The sequence below is a fragment of the Porphyromonas gulae DSM 15663 genome, assembly GCF_000378065.1.
GTDB lineage: Bacteria > Bacteroidota > Bacteroidia > Bacteroidales > Porphyromonadaceae > Porphyromonas > Porphyromonas gulae.
On sequence record NZ_KB899175.1, the window covers coordinates 1 to 19752 of the forward strand.

At 47.8% G+C, this 19752-nt stretch carries 19 protein-coding genes; 1 reads left to right on the forward strand and 18 read right to left on the reverse strand.

Going from position 1 to position 19752, the window contains the following annotated elements; all coding sequences use genetic code 11:
- On the reverse strand, positions 1–112 hold a 112-nt coding region (locus tag F452_RS11640), incomplete at its 3' end, for a DUF1661 domain-containing protein (protein WP_394358165.1).
- On the opposite strand from F452_RS11640, the gene F452_RS13430 reads away from it, so the two are divergent.
- On the forward strand, positions 81–173 hold the full coding sequence (locus tag F452_RS13430; protein ID WP_394358164.1) for a DUF1661 domain-containing protein: 93 nt from the start codon (positions 81–83) through the stop codon (positions 171–173). The two genes, F452_RS11640 and F452_RS13430, sit on opposite strands and share 32 nt — an antisense overlap.
- 452 nt (positions 174–625) lie before the next feature.
- Here the strand turns inward: F452_RS13430 and F452_RS0108665 are convergent, their stop codons facing one another.
- From F452_RS0108665 to F452_RS0108740, 17 genes are all read right to left on the reverse strand, one after another.
- On the reverse strand, positions 626–1864 hold the full coding sequence (locus F452_RS0108665) for a spondin domain-containing protein (RefSeq protein WP_018965813.1): 1239 nt from the start codon (positions 1862–1864) through the stop codon (positions 626–628).
- Positions 1865–1898: 34 nt separating this feature from the next.
- Positions 1899–2981, reverse strand: coding sequence for a peptide-methionine (R)-S-oxide reductase MsrB (gene msrB / locus F452_RS0108670; RefSeq protein ID WP_026292327.1), 1083 nt, complete (start codon positions 2979–2981; stop codon positions 1899–1901).
- Positions 2982–3000: 19 nt separating this feature from the next.
- Positions 3001–3450: a DUF417 family protein gene (locus F452_RS0108675; protein ID WP_026292328.1), complete on the reverse strand. Its 450-nt coding sequence runs from the start codon at positions 3448–3450 to the stop codon at positions 3001–3003.
- A 115-nt stretch (positions 3451–3565) separates the two neighbouring features.
- Positions 3566–3850, reverse strand: a complete 285-nt coding sequence (locus F452_RS0108680) for a hypothetical protein (RefSeq protein ID WP_018965816.1) — start codon at positions 3848–3850, stop codon at positions 3566–3568.
- Positions 3847–4398, reverse strand: coding sequence for a sigma-70 family RNA polymerase sigma factor (locus F452_RS0108685; RefSeq protein WP_018965817.1), 552 nt, complete (start codon positions 4396–4398; stop codon positions 3847–3849). The genes F452_RS0108680 and F452_RS0108685 overlap by 4 nt, the downstream gene beginning before the upstream one ends.
- A gap of 325 nt (positions 4399–4723) precedes the next feature.
- Positions 4724–5704, reverse strand: coding sequence for an MgtC/SapB family protein (locus F452_RS10890; RefSeq protein ID WP_018965818.1), 981 nt, complete (start codon positions 5702–5704; stop codon positions 4724–4726).
- 36 nt (positions 5705–5740) lie between these two features.
- On the reverse strand, positions 5741–5998 hold the full coding sequence (locus F452_RS12910) for a hypothetical protein (RefSeq protein WP_018965819.1): 258 nt from the start codon (positions 5996–5998) through the stop codon (positions 5741–5743).
- Between the two features lie 425 nt (positions 5999–6423).
- Positions 6424–8571, reverse strand: coding sequence for a peptidylprolyl isomerase (locus tag F452_RS0108695; protein WP_018965820.1), 2148 nt, complete (start codon positions 8569–8571; stop codon positions 6424–6426).
- Between the two features lie 106 nt (positions 8572–8677).
- Positions 8678–9931: a hemolysin family protein gene (locus F452_RS0108700; RefSeq protein WP_018965821.1), complete on the reverse strand. Its 1254-nt coding sequence runs from the start codon at positions 9929–9931 to the stop codon at positions 8678–8680.
- Complete coding sequence (gene lptC / locus F452_RS0108705) at positions 9928–10581, reverse strand: LPS export ABC transporter periplasmic protein LptC (protein ID WP_230623969.1); 654 nt, start codon at positions 10579–10581, stop codon at positions 9928–9930. Before lptC ends, F452_RS0108700 begins: the two co-directional genes overlap by 4 nt.
- A gap of 81 nt (positions 10582–10662) precedes the next feature.
- Complete coding sequence (locus F452_RS0108710; RefSeq protein WP_026292329.1) at positions 10663–12015, reverse strand: tetratricopeptide repeat protein; 1353 nt, start codon at positions 12013–12015, stop codon at positions 10663–10665.
- A 41-nt stretch (positions 12016–12056) separates the two neighbouring features.
- Positions 12057–13361, reverse strand: coding sequence for a hypothetical protein (locus tag F452_RS0108715; RefSeq protein WP_018965824.1), 1305 nt, complete (start codon positions 13359–13361; stop codon positions 12057–12059).
- Positions 13354–14088 carry a type III pantothenate kinase gene (locus F452_RS0108720; protein WP_018965825.1) on the reverse strand — a complete coding sequence of 245 codons (735 nt, stop codon included), beginning with the start codon at positions 14086–14088 and terminating at the stop codon, positions 13354–13356. Before F452_RS0108720 ends, F452_RS0108715 begins: the two co-directional genes overlap by 8 nt.
- 44 nt (positions 14089–14132) lie before the next feature.
- The gene (locus tag F452_RS0108725) at positions 14133–14840 is read right to left on the reverse strand and encodes a HesA/MoeB/ThiF family protein (protein WP_026292330.1); all 708 of its coding nucleotides are present in this window, start codon (positions 14838–14840) and stop codon (positions 14133–14135) included.
- Positions 14841–14975: 135 nt separating this feature from the next.
- Positions 14976–16193: a peptidase T gene (gene pepT, locus F452_RS0108730; protein WP_018965827.1), complete on the reverse strand. Its 1218-nt coding sequence runs from the start codon at positions 16191–16193 to the stop codon at positions 14976–14978.
- Positions 16194–16209: 16 nt separating this feature from the next.
- The gene (locus tag F452_RS0108735; RefSeq protein ID WP_026292331.1) at positions 16210–18189 is read right to left on the reverse strand and encodes an OPT family oligopeptide transporter; all 1980 of its coding nucleotides are present in this window, start codon (positions 18187–18189) and stop codon (positions 16210–16212) included.
- A gap of 188 nt (positions 18190–18377) precedes the next feature.
- A complete protein-coding gene (locus tag F452_RS0108740; RefSeq protein WP_018965829.1) occupies positions 18378–19394 on the reverse strand; it encodes a DUF6261 family protein in 1017 nt (338 codons plus the stop codon).
- Positions 19395–19752: the final 358 nt, after the last annotated feature.

Genomic DNA, 19752 nt, shown 5'->3' on the forward strand with positions numbered 1-19752 from the left:
CACTTCGATAAATTACGAACCGAAAATGCTCGGATTGCGGTCTGTAAATCCTGAGAAAACGGCGCGAGAATTTTTTCGCTTTGGCGCGTAAAAATTTTACCTCCCGAGCCAAAACGAAAAAAATTACGCGCCACGCTTTCATGGCTGTAAAGCCGGCATTTTTTGGAGCCTAAACCATCGTACGGGGGAGGGAGTAGTGATGTGTACTTTCTCGGACTTCCGAGTACGGGTTCAGGCTCTGTATTGAGCCGGTTGTCCCGGTGTCTCAGGTATTGGTTGTCTTAGGTCGAAAACGCCGATTGCGGGGCATTAAGTTGTCCCGGCTCTATGTAGTCGGCAGAACCGGCCCCTACCGATCGAACCCTCTCTCCGAAGTGTTGCTTGCAGAGTAATGAATAACTCTCTAAAGCCGGCTTTCGACAGGTTTTCTCTGCACCTGAGTGGACTATACTCGTAATTTAATGTCAGTTCGATCTAAGCCCAACTACCTTATTTGCACTTAGATCGAACTGACGCTTATAGGGATAAAATTGCTTTCGAATTACTGATAAAAGAGAACAGACAAGCGGATCAGGCTCGATTCTTCCGGTCTGATCCGCTTGTTGTTCTTGATAGAGAATACTACTTATCGGAGCGTAACTCTCAGTACCTGATCAACCGAAGGAACGGGGAATGTATTCCCTACTTTGCTGATAGGATTGCTTTCCATCTCGGGCACTCCTCCGAAGAGAGCTTGCCGGTTGCCGGCTCCGGGGAATTGGTCTACACCTGTTCCGGAGTCGAAGAGACCGGTATTTTTCGTGATATTGCCTGTCGAAAGAGCTGATATTACTTGCTCGTTAGCGTAGAACCAGTCATTCGAGAATCCGAACATGGTGGCATAAGCTAACATATCACCCTCTTCTAATTTGTATTGAACCATAGCTTTTTGTCCCGGTCCGATGGGTGCATTTCCGGCTACATATACACCTTTCACTCCTTTTATGGCTTTCAGGCTTTCTTTCAGCTTAGTTGTATTACCCATCTGTGCCAAATCTTTCAAGCCCATGCCCGGATCTTTTTTGCCGACTTCATAGATCGGATTCTTTTCTCCTCTGTACACGACAAGGAGTACGGGGGATATTCCTGTAATGATCCCTGTATTGGCCTCCACCTTTGCTTTCAACTTATCTATATTTCCCATTTGGGCTATATCCGTAATCTCTTGGTTGGAAATCTCTCCGGGCAAAAAGAATGGTTTTTCCACAAGGAGCTTATTGCCGTCGAATGTAGAGACAGCCCATACCCCGGGGGAGAAAGGCGTTTCGTGTCCCGTACCGGCAGAAGTATTCATAATGGTAAGAGTAAATTCTGAAGTAGGCTCCTCATACGCCAATGTTACCCGCATCAGTTGGGACGGATTTACACCCGGAACTTCGGCAATCGGCTTGGATTCGTTCTCCCCTGTTTGGTCGTTTTTGGTTCCGTTGTCCCATAGCTTTACCTGCGAAGAGACATCTCCCGTGATAGCTTTTCCATGCATATCAAAGAGTTTGATACCGGGCTGTTCGGATGCAAAAAACCAGTCTTTGGATTTTCCATACATCGTGACAAACATCAATGCTTGTCCTTTGCCGGCCTTGAATTTGAAATCAACGCTCTGCCCGGGCAAAATGATAGGAAGATTTATGTCCTGACTTCCGACTCCTTTGAACGAACCGCTCTCGACAAACAACTTCGGCGTAACGATATTTTCGACCGTGAAAGTACGTACGGCATTACCGATCGGAGGCTTCATGTATTCATTTTTGCTACAGGAGGCCAAGAGTGTCATACTCACCAAGGCGATTGCCGGAAATCCGGCTTTGAAAAGATTCTTTTTCATGTTTTTGAAACTTGTTGTTAGACTTGAATCGTAATCACTTATTTAGCAAGAGGATATACTCTCCATATCCTTCTTCTTTCATTTTTTCTTTGGGGATAAAACGCAAGGCCGCACTGTTGATACAATACCTCATACCTCCCTTATCGGCCGGACCGTCGTTGAAGACATGCCCCAAATGGGCATCGCCCGTTTTGCTACGTATTTCGGTACGGGTCATTCCATGCGAACGATCCGTTTTCTCCATTAGAAGAGAGTGGTCTATCGGTTTCGAGAAACTGGGCCATCCACAGCCTGATTCGAACTTATCCGTGGAGACAAAGAGCGGTTCGCCGGTGGTGATATCCACATAGATTCCATCCCTGAATTCGTTCCAATACTCATTTTTGAAAGGTGCCTCAGTGGCATTATTGCGTGTGACCTCATACTGCAAGGATGAGAGTTTTTTCTTCAAAGAGGCATCGTCCACGCGCGTGTATTTCGCTTTCTGTGCCGAAGGAGCAGGGTTGGCCTCTTGGGCCATCCTGAACAATTCCTGTGGGATATGGCAGTATCCGCCGGGATGCTTGTCCAAATAATCCTGATGATATTCCTCGGCCGTGTAATAGTTTTCCAGCATCTTGTACTCCACGGCAAGCGGACGGGCATAGTGCGATGCAAGGCGTGCCATCGATGCTTTCACGAGAGGTTCGTCGGCCTTGTCTGTATAATAAATACCGGTACGGTACTGTGAGCCTACATCATTTCCCTGCTTGTTGATACTGGTAGGATCGATGGTTGTATAAAACAGCTCCAGCAGCTTCTCCAGGCTTATCTGATCCGGGGCATATTCCACCCTCACCGTCTCTACAAATCCGGTCTTGTCTGTGGATACGGTTCGATAGTCGGGATGCTGACCTTTGCCGTTAGCATAGCCGACTTCGGTCTTTATCACCCCTCGGATTTGTTTGAGGAAATGCTCTGTACCCCAGAAGCATCCTCCGGCCAAATAGATCTCTTTCTTCATGTTCACCTCTTTCACTTTTTCCGATACATTTTCTTTCGTCTGCATAGCTTGGGTGCTCGCGATCAGAAGAGACAGAGTCCCAAGCAAGAGAATCAAAACACTTGCCTTTTTCATCTTATTTCTATTTTTATCATTATTCTTTTGGACTTCCGAATAGCATTGCACCAAAGCCGAGATATGCTATATCCTTGAGGATGAAATAATCCGTTATGATCACACCATCTCTTATCCTCCACATGCCGGGAGTAAAAATCAGAAAGCTGAGCGTAATGAGGAATATGGCCATTATCCCCAATCCGGCATACCGTCTTAGAGAATGAAATTTGAGCGATAGAAGTAGCAAGAGGGCTACCGCTATCTCTGTCAGACCGACTAAATTGGAAACGGCTTGTACACTGAGCAGATCATATACCCAAAAAGAGAATGGGTGATGCTCTATCAGAGGCTTAATGGCAGCCGCCTCTGTGGGAGTAAATTTGAATATGCCGATCCACAAAAGAATCAGGGCGGTACCGAAAAGGGCGATATAGTACCCGAGTCGAAATACTCCGCTGTCTGAGAGTAATTGCTTTTTTGTCTTCATCTTGTCAGTTCTTTTTCCAATCGCTTTGAGATTGCTTACTATAATCGGAAGCCCTAAAAAGGTCTTCTGCACTTATAGTCGGCAATATCTCGCAATCCTGACAAGAGGAAGCGGACTACGGGGTTATCTTTTTCTTAATACTATCCTTAAATGACTGTATTTCAGAATCTTCAAATTGTTCTTTTTTCTCTCCCCCTGCATATTTCTTAGTAAGCAAACGGTCTATTTGCTCTACTTTTTTGGCATAAGCGGCACAAAATTTACATATAGACAAGTGGGCATGCAGACGCACTCTCTTGACAAAAGAGAGCTTGCCGGCATTTTGCTGCTCAATCAATGCCGGAACGTGGCTGCACGGCATGATGAGAATATGGATCAGTTTGCTGAATAATGCTTTCATAATTGGTCGAACCAGTTTAATTCAATGCATTTTCTTAGCTGCATACGGCTGCGTTGAAGAATCTTCCACAAATTCGTTGTAGCTATATCCAACTCACGGCAGACTTCATTGGCTTTTTTCTCATTGATATAATAACGCTTTACTGTAATCTGCCACTGGGCAGGAAGGTGCTCGATACATTTTTCCAACGCATCGATCAATGCCCTCTGTGCATCCAAATCTTCGGAGACAAGAGACCACTCACTGAGGACAGAATGGTCCGTCCATGAACCTGACTGATCGAAGAAGTCCGACATACTGACCGTCTGAGGCTTGCGATATCTATCGCGGTAGAAATCCGCTATTTTGTTTTTCAGGATATGTTGTAGCCAGGTTAGCGGTGCGCTCTTACGCTCAAATGTATGATAAGCAGAAGAGGCAGATACAAAAACCTCTTGCACCAAATCCATCGCATCATCCTTATCTGCCACCATCGACAGAGCTTGATTTAGCAAAGGCTTGGAGTAAAGCTCTACCCATTCGTTTATCTCTTTGTTTTCCACTTTCATATATCGAGGTTGCCCATTTCGGTATCACAGGCAACGCTCTGTAAATTTAAGATTAAAACATCGAAAACGCCCGGATTGTTTGATTATTTTTCGGACTGAGGTCTTATAGCCTCTGTTTCAGGGATGTAGATGCTGCCGATAGCAAGGGTCTAAAGGGGGCTAAACCAAAGTATATAGTTTGGCTTTGTCAAAGTATATAGTTTGGTTCGACCAAAGTATATAGTTCGGTTGAACCAAACTATATAGTTTAGTTTGACCAAACTATATAGTTTGATCGGGGCATGTTTTTAGCTTGGGCAAACCGGGGTTTTAGGAGGCCGATGCATCACAGCATATAGAGCAGGAGGATGACGACCAGATTCAATGCTATAATAAGGCCAAACCCTCTCCACGTCCATTTGGTGGTCTCCGGCGTACTCCACACTTTCGTGTATGCAGCCTTCAGGATATTGTTGCTGGTCATGACCTGCATGGTGGCGATCAGTATCATTGTGGACGTAATCTCATAATGCCCCTGGAAGAGGTTCAGCAGGAAGGGGGTAATATCCGTGAACCCAACGATAAAGGAGAGTGTAGTCAATCCGGCCGATCCGAACTGCGTGATCATGAATTGCGTTAGTGCCGAGAAAACCAAATAAAGGATGGCAAAAACCAAAGCGACCTTAAACTCCAACGGATTATCGTTGGCAGCATCGAGCGTGTCGAGGGTTTTGGCCTTTTCCCCTTTTTTATAAAGAAGATAACCCACAGCAGCTGAGACAAGGAAGAGGAGCAAGAAATAATGCCATGAGCTGAGGGCAAGGCTTTGATTGAAGATAAAGAGCAGGATATATACGCGGAAATACATCATGGCGGAAGCGATAATGATGGATCCGGCATACATGCGAGGGCTGTGCTTGCCCTCCTTGCTTTGCTTGGCCAAAATGACTGTTGTGACCATACTGCTGTAAAGGCCTCCGAGCACTCCCGAAAGGATCAGACCGGCCTTGGGAAACATATACCGGCGAAGCAGGTAACTGAAGTACGATACCGCAGAAACCACAACAACGGCCAGCCAGATTCGATAAGGAGAGACGGGAAGCAAAGCCGAAATCTCCTGATCCGGCAGCATGGGTAAGACAATAAAGGCAATGATAATGAACTTGGCCAGTGTGATAAACTCATTCTCCCCTACCTGTGCACTGAAGTTCTGGAGGGGCTTTTTGATCTCGGCGAAGATCAAAACCACGACGAAAACAAGAAGAGCTATCCAAAGAGGACAACGCTCTATGACAAGGGGGAAGGTATAGACCAAAAGTCCCAGCATCACAGTCGTCAGTCCATACTGTCCCTCTTCGCGGATTCACATCACATAGAAGATCATCATGAAACAGGCAATGACGATAAAACCTATGAGAAACGGCCACATCTCCTCTTTCGATGGGAGCAGGAGGATATAGCCCAATAGGCCGAAAAAGGTGAAAGTGCGGTCTGTTCCGAAAATCCTCTTCTCCGTATTGGCCTTACTTTGCTTGTGCTGCTCCATCCCCATACTGAAGGAGAAAAGTATGACGAGCATGAAGTTGATAAACTCTTTCGGTATCGATTGCCAAAGTTCCATAGCGAGTGATCCAATTTTATTATTTCCAAAGGTATATAAATCCCTTATGCTATGGCATGGCGAAGCCTAAAGACAGACACTAATCCGTGTGAATTTGGAGCGACAGAGTCCTTTCATTGCTTGTTCAGATGATGGAGATCCGGAATGCGAGAGGGTGAATTCTTTTCGTCAAAGGGCCATTTTGCCTTAGACTATTCTCCTCCCTCTTTATGAAAAAGGGAAGGTTCTCCTACTGTAGTACAAGGCAGATTTCTGACCGTATTATCCCTACTCTCGTAAAATAAAAGGGCTCCGGCCAGATCAATTCTTATGCGGACTACAAAGTATTATTCCTTCTCATGTAAAATAAAAAGCCCTGCTCCCAAAAGGGAACAGGGCTACAAACAGTAAGAAATACAATAAGGTATTACATCCCTATGTATGGCTTAGTAGAAACGGGCACGGTTGTCTGTGACAGGCACCTGGTCAAGCATTTTGCGGAATGCACGGTACGCTGTCTGCTGACCGAGGGCACGACGTTTTTGAGCTACCTGAGCTTCTACACTCTGACCGGCAGCTTTTTCATTTTGCGTCAAAGGCTTTACTACCATCACGTAGTTGCGAGCAGCAAAAGGTTCGGACAGCTTAGTCAGCGGCGTAGACATGGAATATCCGGCCAATTCGGCTGCTTCACCTCCACGCGGAGAGTAGCTGATTCCCGCAAGCGTGTCGATTTTTGTGTTCATCGCAGAAGCATAGGCTTCGAGATTGTCCAGTTTCTTGGCTTTCAGATCAGCCACCAGTTTCTCGCCTTGCTTTTCGACACGCAGCTGATTAGCAATTTGCTCTTTGATCTTGTCCATAGGACGATAGCCGGAGGGGATCTGCTCTTTTACGGCAGCAATCACCAAATAATCGGTACCGCAACGGAAGATCTTTTCGTTTACCTCATCCTTCTCTGCTTTGAGAGCCCAGCTAACGATCTCACGAGAGGAGGGGATATTGCCTACGTGATCCGAGAATACCGTCACTTCGGCATTTTCCTCTATACTCAAGCCCTTGCTGCGTGCCTGTTCCGCGAGTTTGGAGAAAGGATTGCCGGAGTTCAACATCTCGTTCAGCTCTGCAAACTTTTTGTTGTATGTCTCATCAGAGAAGTTGGCATCTACTCCGATATAGGCAATTCTGTATTTTTCTACAGCCGGCTTGGGATTGAATGCTTTGGCCAGGAAAACGAACTTGTCCTGATTCATTTTGATCACTCTATTTACCGGAACGCTGAAAAGAGTATCGAGGCGTAGCTGCTGAGCCATAGCTTCTGTAATAGTACTATCCGGCATTTGGGTGAACTGATTGGGGAATGTCAATACACCCCCTACTTCGCGAGAGCTGGGATCTGCACTGAATGTACGAGCCGCAGCAGCGAAGTCACCGCCTGCATTGAGAGCATCGCAAAGGCTATCGGCCTTAGACAGATTGGCAGAGTCCAATGCTATGACAGCCATATTGAGCGACTCGAAGCCGGACTTTTTAGCCACTAATTTTACCAAAGAATAATGGTTATTCTCCAACATCGGCACATTAACCTCACCCGGTGTCGTGGTCTTGATAAATTCGGTGATGTTTGCACCAAGGTTCATACGATCGAGTTCTGCAGCAGTCAGGAAAGAGGGAGATACGAACTTATCCGAATAGTTGCGGGCAAGAGCTTCCATATCGCTTTGCTGTTGCATCTCGGTGCGTACCTTCTGCATCTCCACTTCTGCATTAGCCATGTCCTGAGCACTCGGTACTACTTGAGAACTAATATATTGGACGATGGTAGAGGGATATTTCTGCACGAAGAACTCTTTGTGCTCGTTATAGTATTTTTTGATCTCCTCGTCTGTTGCACGAATAGAAGTATCGCCAAGCACCGATATAGGAGCTTGTGCTACGGCTATTTCGCGACTGGGGACTCCCGCTTCGTATTTGGCGTCAATATCATTAATGGCATAAGATCGGGTTAGCAGGGCTCCCAACTTTTCCTGCATACGCGTATCTGCGATTTGCTTTTCCACGTTCTGCCACTCGCTTTGGATTTCGTACAAATAACCTTGCTGGTCGGCAGGGAGAGTTTTAATCTGTTTTTCGCTGATTTGATTGAGAAAATCGTTCACAGCAGCCTTGTCTGAACTATTGATGCCAAATTGAGAGAAAAACTGTTGGGCGAACATCGAGGGCTGAACACCATCGCCGATAATCAAAGCCAATAACTCCTCAGGGCTTACCGTAAGTCCCAACTTCTCAGCTTGCTGCTGGAGTACATAATCTTGTACATACTGCTGTGCCAGCTGATTGTTCAGAGAAGCACGCTGTTCGTCGGTGATCTTTGTTCCGTTGCGTTCGGCGCGTTTCTCCATCACTTTGAGACGCTGTTGATAATCGTAGATTTTGATTTTCTCTCCGTTAATGTCCAAGACTACTTCTTGACTCTGACGGAAGAAAGTAGATCCGGATCGGAGAAAGTCTCCGATAATAAAGGCAAAAAGAGCCAGACCCACCACTACGATGAGTAAACCGGCTTTACCCCTAATTTTCTCTAATGTCGCCATTTTGTTATTATGTTTTCTATTTATTATGCACTATTAAGAATGTGTTTATTAAGCCACAAAGATACAAACCGACTTCAAAATGCCAAGCCTTTCAATTGATTGTTTTTTAGTTCGATTGGTCGTCGATGGACATTTTTACCAGTTCGATCTTCGTAGAAGAGGATCTAAGAATAGTAAAAGTATAAGAGCCGATCTCCACGACTTCGTTGGTCATCGGGATGCTCTGATGGGTATTCAGAATAAATCCGGCCACGGTAAGGTAGTCGTCAGACTCAGGCAGGGACAAGCCAAAACGCTCGTTTACATCATCTATTTCCATACGACCGCTAAACAGATAGGTATGGGGAGCGAGCTGTTTGGCTATGATCTTGCGCGTGTCATGTTCGTCCTCTATGTCACCGAAAATCTCTTCTACCAGATCCTCCAAAGTGACCATCCCGGCCGTGCCTCCCAGTTCGTCGATGACGATCGCAATGCTCTTCTTGCGCTGCATGAGTAGGCGCATCAGTTTATTGGCATACATACTTTCGGGTACGAAGACAGTAGTATTGATACGCTTCTGCCAGTCCTGCCCACGAAACATTTCGCTCGAATGAATATATCCCACTACGTCGTCGATATTCTGCCTGTAAATGATGATCTTGGAGAGACCTGTATCAATAAAAGTTTTTTTGAGTACCTCGATGTCCGTTTGAAGTTCACATGCGATCATTTCGTTGCGCGGAATCATGCAGTCACGTACCTGAATACCGGAAAAATCCAAAGCATTCTGGATGATTTTCACTTCGGTAGTCAAGTCGTTCTGTTCGTTTTCTCCGGACATGTTTTCAGCCAAATAATGATCGAGGTCTACACGCCCCAACCCTACTGTTGTAGGCACATAATTCTTGTCTACCAGACGAATAAAAGAGCGAGATAAACCGGTGAAGAGTTTAGACAGAGGATAAAGCAGATAATAGATGGCCACGATAGGGAGAGCAAATACCCTCATCATCATATTGGCATTGGTCTTGAAAATGGCTTTGGGTAGAAATTCCCCGGTAAACAGTATGACGATAGTGGATAAGACAGATTGGAGAATGACGATCATAGCATCGTTATCAATCCATTGTGTCAAAGGTGCAGCCAGCAATCCTGCCATCAGCAGACCATAGACCACCAAAACGATATTATTACCTACAAGAAGGGTGGTCACCAGTTGGTCAGGATGTCGATACAGCAAGTTCAATGCTCTGCCCGTGAGATCGCCTTTATTCCTGTCCAACTCAAGACGCAGTTTGTCCGAAGAAAGGAACGCAATCTCAGCACCGGAAAAAAAGCCGGAGAGTAAAAGTGTAATCAGTATGTACAGGTAATTCATTTTTGCTCTTTGGTGGTTGGAGAGGCCGATGGTCTCGGCATGAAAGGAGAAGTGGTAGGCCTTGCCGTCCGATCTCCTCTATGAATCGGTATAGTGTCGGCAGATTTGTCCTCCTCTTCACTCACATAGTAGTCACCGGAATGATTGAATATGGTGTACTCACCCATATCTTGAGTTGCGGTGAAAGATGTTCCTCGGAGTATTTTGTCGGGGCTTTGAATGTAGACCGTATCATCGGAATAAACGATGGCGTTCTTCTTATCCCATATAAATCGGGGGGAATGGAAGTTCTCATCATTCATATTGCGGATATGCGCATGACCAATGAGAATAAAGCGATCATCATCGATCATATAATAGGCAGTATCCGCCACGATAGTGGCTAAGATGTGATTCAGGGTGTCGAAGCGTTCTACATAGATCCCATGGGGAAATAGCCAGTGAGGTTTTTCACCCCTGTCATATATGAACCAATCTTTGGTTTTCATCCTGAACTGTACCAATCCGGAATCGGATATTAACGTATTGACATCAGTCGTGTGCATCGAATAGGCCGAATCCAGATTCAGATCATGTTTGACTACTTCCGTTTTACCCCTCCGGCAAGCAGCGAAAGATAAGAAACAGAAAAACACAACGACTGCTTCCAACAGAAGCAGTGTTGTGTTCTTGATAGTTGTTATTCGTTGGCCGGGGTCCATGCGCAAACGAATTTGCGTACCGGAATGGAATTAGCGAATGACAGTAGATTCGCCGATCCATCCTCCGACAAAGAGGCTCTTACCTTTTTCCAAATCCGGATGCATAAACACATCGGCCGGTGAAGGGAAGTTGCGGCTATACTGACTGATCAGACGATTGGCTCTGGGAGCACAAGAAGGATCGATACTCTTGGCACGCTGGAGCTTGTCCACTGCCAAGAAATATACACAGCGTGCCTTGATGGCATCACCGGGGAAGACAGTATTGGCCGTTGCTGCATACATCTGGGCAATCAGGATAAGAGCATCGCCCATCGCAGGATCTTCGGCAAGAGCTTTGTTACAATACGAACGTGCCGTAGAGTAACTACCCTGCTTCATGGCCAAGAGACCCAACGTATAGTTGCAGGCTGCACGGTCTTTGGCATTCTTACTCAGTTCGATAGCCTTTTGGAGATAGTCACTGGCCTCATTATATCGATTTCCTTCCATTGCTTCTTTGGCAAGACCCATAGCTGCTATAGCTGAGGGCTGTACGGCAAAGAGGTATTTATTGGCTTGGAAATAAAGTGGGTGAGTCTCACAATCAGAAGCATGGAACATACCGAGCATATTCTTCAAGAAAGTCGTATCCGTCTTGTTCTCCTCCAGCTTATCACCATACATTTTCACCAAAGTATTACAGTCTGCAAGACCACTCTGAGCAAAGAGTTCGTCGATCTGGGTCTTGAGCGGCTGAATAAATTCTTTGCCCTGCTCATCCACTACCTCCAACTGCTTTTCCATAGCCTGGGATGCAAACGTATAATCCTTAATATAGGTTTCATGCCATGCCTCATTTCTGATGGCTTTGTTCAGAGAAGAGTAGGCATAATAGAATAAAGCACGAGGCGTAGCATTCTCTCCATGCTGATCGATGGTCGGCTTGATCCATTCATAAACCTTGTCATAATCCGTTTTATCGCCCATGTATTGCATGTAGTCCGACACCTTGCTGGCCATTATATAGTCCGTTCCATACTTGGGATCCTCTCCGAAGTATTTGGCGCGGTCATCATACAGCTTTAGAATTTTATCGATGATCTGCTGACGTTTGGCCGGATCCTGTTCGTTTTGTAAGCGCCATTCGCTAATCTTCACACCGTAGATATAGATATTCTTCGTGGAAGCCGGGCACTCCTCATAGGCTTTCTCCCAAAAATCGTAAGCGTCCTTGTAATTACCCGTTTTCGCATAAGAGGTAAAGAGACTTATGTTTTGGCGACAGCGGATACTGTCTTCTCCACTACCGAATGGGGTATTTGTTTGGGCTCCGGTTTGAGCAAAAGCAGTGCTTGCGGTAAAAAGCAATGCTGCCGTTGCAAACAAATTTCTTGCGTTCATTTTCTTCTTTATTCTTTTAATGTCCAACATTTTTCCTTCTATTAGTTCAGTTTCAGCTTTTTAAACCATGACTCGTTGAACGTGAGGCCGAAGGTCAATTTCAGAGCATTTTCTTTGATCATACCCTCCTTCGGGATCAACCGGTCATATTCAAGAGAGACATTTACGAACGAACGTCTGTCATTGAGCGGGATTCCTATACCGAATACAGCACCTACGATATGGTATCCTTGATACACACCGCCTTTAGTCGGCACTTTCAGGTAAGAATTTTCACCATGTACACCGAAGCGATAGCGAACTTTAGGCCACATCCCAACGGCATTTATATCCGGTATGATCTCTCCGCCGAGAGATACCCGTATTCTATCTTGGAATTTGCAATCGGATTTATAAAACTTCTCACCTTTCCATTTACTATATTGGACGTCTGCTCCTAAGAGAAGTTTATCTTTCTTTTCATAAGAAAAACCTATACCCAATGTGTGAGGCAGGGTATAGTAGTCCGTGCCTTTGATATATTCTTGCGTTTCGCTCTCCACTACTACACCGTTCTGAACCTGATTCTTAATCTGAGTCAGCTCGCTATGCATCTTCACCCGTGGAGAATAGACGGCACCGATAACGAGCGAACGATCTGCTTTGAGAGGAAGATGATACTGCACACCGAAGTCGAACTTGGCAGCCTTCAAATACAGTGTCGAGAGATGTACGGGATTGTAAGGAGCCTCCGTGGAGAAGATAACCTGCCTGCTGTGAGTGAATCGTCCAAAAAGGAATGAAGCATTGGCTCCTATTGAGAAGTTTTTGAACGGAGTTGCACCTATACCGACATAGAGGTCGTTCAGATTGCCTGTTCCCAGATATTTACGGGTGTACTGGACGCTACCTCCTTCTACTTGATCAACGGATCCGAACTGGTACCCGGATGCAGAGTAAGGAAGCACTCCTGCACTCATAGCAATGGATTTGGAAATAGGGAAAAGCATGGCGAAATACTCAATGTTTCCCATTTTCCTATTGTCCTTTTTTCCGTTCTCGGCATACCATGTAATTCCGGTAGATGCACCGAAATCGAAGATAAATGTCATTGAATCCACGGCCGAATATGAAGCAGGATTCACGGCATTGACATATGTGCCCTGACGCAGACCTACGCCGAGTCCTCCCATGGAATGTCCACTAATAGTCGTCCGTTCTCCGAGACGACCAAGACCAAAACGAGTGTAAGGCGACTCGGTAAAGTTGTTGTTCTGAGCCTGTATACCGTCTGCTGCAAATAGCAACCCAATGATCAGGGTACACCACCGAAGCGACGCATACAAACCCTTATAATCTTTATACATTATATTCTAAAATTCTATTTAGGCCCAAAAGTACTAAATCGGGATGAATTAGTATTCTGCTTTTTATAATCTGTGCCAAATAGTTGGCATCTCCTCCGGTCAGTATAACGGTAGACTGCCCTTCTTTAGCGTGCAGATCGTCAATATATCTGTCAATCTCCCCTGCCAGTCCATGAATTACTCCGGCCGCGATAGCTTCTTCGGTCGAGGAGCCATACTCGGCTATTTTCGGAGAGATCCCGGAAGGATCGATCAAGGGAAGCCTCCCTGTAAAGTGGTGAAGAGCCTTGAAGCGCAAGTGGAGACCGGGCGATATATTGCCACCGAGATAGATCCCTTCAGCAGATACTCGTTCATAGGTGATAGCCGTACCGGCATCGATCACCAGCAATTCAGTATTCGGATAGAGACTATAGGCTCCTACCACCGCAGCCAGCCGGTCGGCACCCAAAGTGCGGCGATCGTATTGCAGGCGAATGGGTACGGGTGTCTCAGCTCCCATAATTAAGGAAGCAGCTGCACAGCCTCTCACAATGGCTTCGGCATCTTCGTCAGGAAACCCCACGGATGAGTAGATAGCTTTATCGAAACGGTGGGGAGCGATGAGGGGTACGAGTGCCTGTCCGGCTTTTCCCTGCAGGAAGGAAATGCTCTCTATGCTGTTATTTCGGACGAAAGCAACCTTACAGGCAGAATTGCCTTGATCGACGATCAGATTGAAGGACATGGCTTTTTGGAGGGAGATCGGAATTATTCTGATTACTCAGATTGCTAATAGCGGATGGTGTGCGACTCGCCATGCAATAGATCCATGAGGAGGAGACGGCCGCTGAGAGTTTCTTCGGTGGGCCGTCCTAAGAGGATTTTGATGGCTTCGGCCGCCATCATAGCCCCAACGGCACCGGGCAAGGCTCCGATAACGGCGGGAGGTACTTCCTCGGAAGCGGCTTCGCCAGAGGGAAAAAGATCCGAATAACGCACCGGATGGCCATAACCGAAGACAGTGGATTGTCCACTCCACCCGGCAATGCTGCCATACACCCAAGGGATTCCGAGTGCAAGAGAAGTACGATCTATCAAGTAGCGCGTCGCGGCGTTGTCCGAAGCATCGATAATAAGGTTGCACTCGCCGGCCAACATCTCGGCATTCAGCTCTGTAAATCTTTCGGTGAAGGCTTCCAATCGGCAATCGCTATTCATCGCCTGCAAACGAGCTACAGCCATAATGGCTTTAGGCTGTTCCAAATCGGCTTCGGAATAGAGCACTTGACGCTGGAGATTGCTGATGCCGACACGATCATCATCGACAACGCTGATATGCCCCACACCTGCAGCACAGAGATATTGCAGGACCGGGCAACCAAGGCCTCCGGCCCCTATGACAAGGACATGCGAGCTACCTAATCGCTGCTGTCCGTCGGCTCCCACTTCGAGAAGAGCCGTTTGACGAGCGTAACGTTCGGAAAAGTTTTGTTTCATAACCAAATGAATCGGACGGAGGAAACGCCGGAGGGAAAAACCATTGTGCAGGCTTTCCCTCCAAGCTTTCAAACCATTCTCTATCAATGATCGTAAGAAAGGAAAGAATAGATCGTCATTTGTTTTGTGCGATGACTATTCAGCCCAAAGAGCAGCCAAATGGCAAATCGTGTCCACCGCCCGTTGCATGGAATCGAGCGAGCAGTATTCGAACTTGCCGTGGAAGTTCATCCCACCGGCAAATATATTCGGGCACGGGAGTCCCATATAAGAGAGTCTGGCTCCGTCCGTACCGCCACGAATAGGCTGTACCTTGGCCGTCACACCGGCAAGCTTCATGGCAGCGATGGCTTTTTCGATAATCTCAGGATGAGGCTCCACCATCTCCCGCATATTGTAATACTGGTCTTTGAGTTCGAGCGATACGATGTCGGAGCCGTATTTGCGGTTGATGTAGGCTACGGCAGCCTTGATCAGCTCTTTTTTCTCTTCAAAGAGTTTGCGATCATGATCGCGAATGATATAAGACACCGACGCTTTCTCTACCGAACCGTTGATGCCGATAAGGTGGAAAAATCCTTCGTAGCCGGCAGTAGCCTCCGGTCGCATGGCCTCGGGCAGAAGAGCATGCAGATCGCACACCACTTGCAGCGAATTGATCATCTTGCCCTTGGCATAGCCGGGATGGATATTGCGGCCGTTTACGGTCAGTTTGGCCGAAGCAGCATTGAAGTTCTCATACTCCAGCTCTCCTTCTATACTGCCGTCCATCGTGTAGGCGAACTTGGCACCGAACCGCTCGACATTGAAGTGATCCACCCCCCGACCGATTTCCTCGTCGGGAGTAAATCCGATGCGAATCTTGCCATGCTTGATTTCGGGGTGTGCAAGCAGATACTCCGCAGCCGTCATGATTTCGGCCACACCGGCTTTGTCGTCGGCACCGAGCAGGGTAGTACCGTCCGTAGTGATCAGTGTATGTCCTTTGAAGAACGCCAACTCGGGGAAATCCGCCACACGCATTGTCAGTTCCTCGTTCAGACGGATGTCGCCGCCGTGATAGTTCTCGATGATTTGTGGCTTCACGTCCTTGCCGCTCATGTCGGGAGCCGTATCCACGTGCGCAATGAATCCGATCACGGGCGCATGCTCACAGCCCGGAGTGGCAGGGATGCTGCCCATGACATAGCCGTACTCGTCCATTTCGACCTCGGACAGGCCGAGGGCTTTCATCTCTTCTGCCAAATGACGCAGCAGCACCAACTGCTTGTCTGTGGAGGGGAAAGAGGTGGAGGATTCGTCGCTCTGCGTATCGAAGCCTACATATTGGAGAAATCTTTCTTTCAGTTTCATATTCTTTGTTTCGTTGTTATGCTTCGTGTTTCTTGCCTCTGACGCTATCGACGATGAAATAGAGGATGATCAGCGCATACATGCCGATGGCCAACCATTCGGCACCTGCCATGGCATGCCATTCTTCGGCAAAAGCATCGAACTCCATGTATTTGAGGATAGCACTTACCACTCCCATCAAAGCTCCTCCGGCGATGAATCCGGAAGCGATGAGCGTACCGCGCTCCTTGCGGAATTTATTGACAGAGGCATCCTTCGAGCGAGTGCTGACGAACCAGCTGATGAGTCCGCCGATGAGGAGAGGCGTATTCAGTTGCAGCGGGATGAACATACCCAGGGCGAAAGGCAGGGCCGGCACGCCTATACTCGTCAGGATCAAAGCCAATATAGCCCCTACGCCGTAGAGAATCCAAGGCGTTTCGCCGCCTTCCATCAGCGGCTTGATCACGGCTGCCATGGCGTTGGCTTGCGGAGCCACGAGAGCCTGATCGCCGGTAAAGCCATAAGTTTTGTTCAGGATCATCATCACACCGGCTACGGTGACCGATGCCACCAGAACGCCGAGGAACTTCCACTTCTCCTGATTCTTCGGCGTGGTGCCGAGCCAGTAGCCGATCTTCAGGTCGGTGATAAATCCGCCGGCCGTGGACAAGGCCGTACACACCACACCGCCGATAATCATCGCAGCCGTCATGCCCGGCTTGCCGCTTACGCCCACTCCGACGAGAACCACGGAGGTCAGCAGCAGCGTCATCAGAGTCATGCCCGATACGGGGTTGCTACCCACGATGGCGATGGCATTGGCAGCCACAGTGGTAAAGAGGAAGGTAATGACGAATACGATCAGCAGGGATACCAGCGTATGCCCCCAGTTGAACAGCACGTTGAACTGGAAGAAAAGCATCGTCACCACCAAAGCGACGATGACGCCCAGCGTGATGAACTTCATCGAGAGATCGCGCTGCGTGCGCGGCTCTTCGATGGCACTCGTTCGCTTGCCGGTCAATTCCCTACCGGCCAACTTGACGGCCTGACCGATAATGCCCGACGAGCGCAGGATCCCGATGATACCCGCCATGGCGATACCTCCGATACCGAGAGGACGTGCATAGACGGCAAAAATATCCTCCGGACTCATCCGGCCGATAGTCAGCGACACACCGTCGCCCACGGCCTGAGTCATACCAGGGGCGAAGTAGCCGATAAGGGGCACGATAACGAACCAAACGAGAAACGAGCCGGCACAGATGATCGTGGCATAAGGCAGACCGATGATATAGCCCAGACCGAGGACGGCAGCACCGGTATTGACCTTAAAGACCAGCTTGTACTTCTCGGCCAGTACGGCTCCCCAGCCGGCCAGCCGGGTGGAAACGTTCTCCGTCCACCAGCCGAAGGTGCCCACGATGAAGTCGTACAGACCGCCCACGAGCCCGCTGGCCACCAGTAGCTTCATCTGCTTGCCCGCGTTCTCTCCCGTGACCAGCACTTCCGTCGTAGCCGTGGCTTCGGGGAAGGGATACTTGCCGTGCATGTCCTTGACGAAGTATTTGCGGAAAGGGATCAACAGCAGGATGCCGAGACAGCCGCCGATGAACGAGGAGAGGAAAATCTGCAGGAAACTGGCTTCGAGACCCAGAATGTAGAGAGCAGGAAGCGTAAAGATGGCACCGGCAACGATGACGCCCGAACAGGCTCCGATGGACTGAATGATCACATTCTGCCCCAGCATATTCCGGCGTCCCGTGATCGTGCCGATACCCACGGCCAGAATAGCGATCGGGATGGCAGCTTCGAATACCTGTCCCACTTTCAGCCCCAAATAGGCTGCCGCAGCGGAGAAGATAACCGTCATCACCAAACCCAGCAGGACGGAATAGGAGGTAATCTCGCGCGGCGTACTGCCGGCAGGCATCACCGGCTTGTACTCTTCGCCCGGCTTTAGCTCCCGATATGCATTTTCGGGCAGCTTGCTCGTTGTCTGTTTGTTTTCCATATAATATATGTGTTTGATTGGATTGCTCTTTGTATCGCCCTCCCGTCGCAACAGGGAGCCGAAGGGTCGTACCGAAACGAAACGCCCAAATATATACAACTTCCGTTGAAAATCAGCCCTTTCGATCGGGCACGAAGTCCGATCTTCCTCGACTGCATATCCGTACAATGCGCTTCGGATTCGATCGACTACAGACCGCCGCCTCCGCTGCCCTGCTCACTGCTGCCTCCTGTCGTATCGTCATCGGGCTGGGACGGGGGGAGGGACGGAAGGTCGAGCAGCTCGATCGCAGTATTCGAAGAAGAGGAAGAGGACGGTTTTTTCTTCGCTTTGTAGGGAACCAGCGTGATCATATCATCCTTCTTGCCGAGGCAGTACCAGCGGCGTTCGGCCGGATGGAGGATACGCGTGCCGGCAAAAAATTCATAGTCCTGCTGCCCGGCAGGTAATGGCCAACCGAGATCGGAAGCAAGACTGCGCAATACGGCTCGCTTCGCTTGGATCGACTTCGTTCCGATGGAAGCACGAAGAGCAAAGAGCGTTTTCATCTTGGCCACTCGCTCATTGTGACGACCCACAAATCCCTCTAACGGCTTATCCGGATGCAGGACAAGCAAGGCTCCTATGATTTCAAAAAGTCGGCTGTAGTGCAGCTTTATCCTATGGCGCACTTCCCGGTTGTTGATGACGGGACGTTCGCCCTCCGTATTGTCTCTCAGGTCGAACAGCTGATCGAATGCCTTATTTGCCTCATCCATCTTATCAATCCAAGCCGTTACCTTTACGGTCTGCACATCGGAAGCATATTTATCGCTTCGCAATACCTCCACCAGCTTGTACATCAGCTCGGTTTCGTTCCGATAGCTCTTTCTATTCAGGTTGCGATAGGGTTTGAGCAGAATAATCAGACGCCTTGCCGCTTCGCGATGGCTTTCTTCAGGCCGATAGGTCTCACCCTGTATGCAGCCCATAAAATTCCGAAATGCTTCGCCACGAACGGCATCGAGAGCAGCTACTTTGGCTGAGTATTCGCTTGCCTTGTTCATGGCAATACCTTTTTTGAAAACAGCCAATACCTTATCCAGCTCATCCAAAGTAGGAATAATCTCATTTTTGCCAAGAGTACGGGCATCTTTGACCTCATCAATCATAAAATTGAGAAGCTCGGCATTATGAAAGGCAGTAATCTGTATGGATTCGATCATATCTGAAAAAGTTTTTGAGAATAACAATATCGTTTACTCTGATAAAGATAGTATATATTTTTGTTACGGAAAGAAAACCAATACAAAATATACATTTTTCATCCTTTACTCTATCTGATGGTAATCGTACGGTCATGATAACGGGTGTATAGAGGCATTTTCTTGTCAATCATGTATATTGGAGTAAAGATCAATAGAGGCATCTATCGACTTTTGCGTCAAATTTTCTTGTTACTGTTCGGCAACAGTCATTTTATGCACAGGGATTTATTGTTGTGAGTTTATATTTGAGAATTATTCCATCGAAATTCTTTGTTGCAGGCTTGCAACATATCTATTTTACAGGAAAATTCCTTTA

Bases quoted from the DNA above. Each gene is read 5' to 3' on its own strand.
- F452_RS12910 (WP_018965819.1), bottom strand. From the start codon at position 5,998: ATGGAACTTTGGCAATCGATACCGAAAGAGTTTATCAACTTCATGCTC.
- F452_RS0108695 (WP_018965820.1), bottom strand. From the start codon at position 8,571: ATGGCGACATTAGAGAAAATTAGGGGTAAAGCCGGTTTACTCATCGTA.
- F452_RS0108700 (WP_018965821.1), bottom strand. From the start codon at position 9,931: ATGAATTACCTGTACATACTGATTACACTTTTACTCTCCGGCTTTTTT.
- pepT (WP_018965827.1), bottom strand. From the start codon at position 16,193: ATGAAACTGAAAGAAAGATTTCTCCAATATGTAGGCTTCGATACGCAG.
- F452_RS0108735 (WP_026292331.1), bottom strand. From the start codon at position 18,189: ATGGAAAACAAACAGACAACGAGCAAGCTGCCCGAAAATGCATATCGG.
- msrB (WP_026292327.1), bottom strand. From the start codon at position 2,981: ATGAAAAAGGCAAGTGTTTTGATTCTCTTGCTTGGGACTCTGTCTCTT.
- F452_RS0108685 (WP_018965817.1), bottom strand. From the start codon at position 4,398: ATGAAAGTGGAAAACAAAGAGATAAACGAATGGGTAGAGCTTTACTCC.
- F452_RS0108720 (WP_018965825.1), bottom strand. From the start codon at position 14,088: ATGTCCTTCAATCTGATCGTCGATCAAGGCAATTCTGCCTGTAAGGTT.
- F452_RS0108680 (WP_018965816.1), bottom strand. From the start codon at position 3,850: ATGAAAGCATTATTCAGCAAACTGATCCATATTCTCATCATGCCGTGC.
- F452_RS0108740 (WP_018965829.1), bottom strand. From the start codon at position 19,394: ATGATCGAATCCATACAGATTACTGCCTTTCATAATGCCGAGCTTCTC.
- F452_RS0108715 (WP_018965824.1), bottom strand. From the start codon at position 13,361: ATGTATAAAGATTATAAGGGTTTGTATGCGTCGCTTCGGTGGTGTACC.
- F452_RS0108710 (WP_026292329.1), bottom strand. From the start codon at position 12,015: ATGAACGCAAGAAATTTGTTTGCAACGGCAGCATTGCTTTTTACCGCA.
- F452_RS10890 (WP_018965818.1), bottom strand. From the start codon at position 5,704: ATGCTGGGACTTTTGGTCTATACCTTCCCCCTTGTCATAGAGCGTTGT.
- F452_RS0108665 (WP_018965813.1), bottom strand. From the start codon at position 1,864: ATGAAAAAGAATCTTTTCAAAGCCGGATTTCCGGCAATCGCCTTGGTG.
- F452_RS0108725 (WP_026292330.1), bottom strand. From the start codon at position 14,840: ATGAAACAAAACTTTTCCGAACGTTACGCTCGTCAAACGGCTCTTCTC.
- F452_RS0108675 (WP_026292328.1), bottom strand. From the start codon at position 3,450: ATGAAGACAAAAAAGCAATTACTCTCAGACAGCGGAGTATTTCGACTC.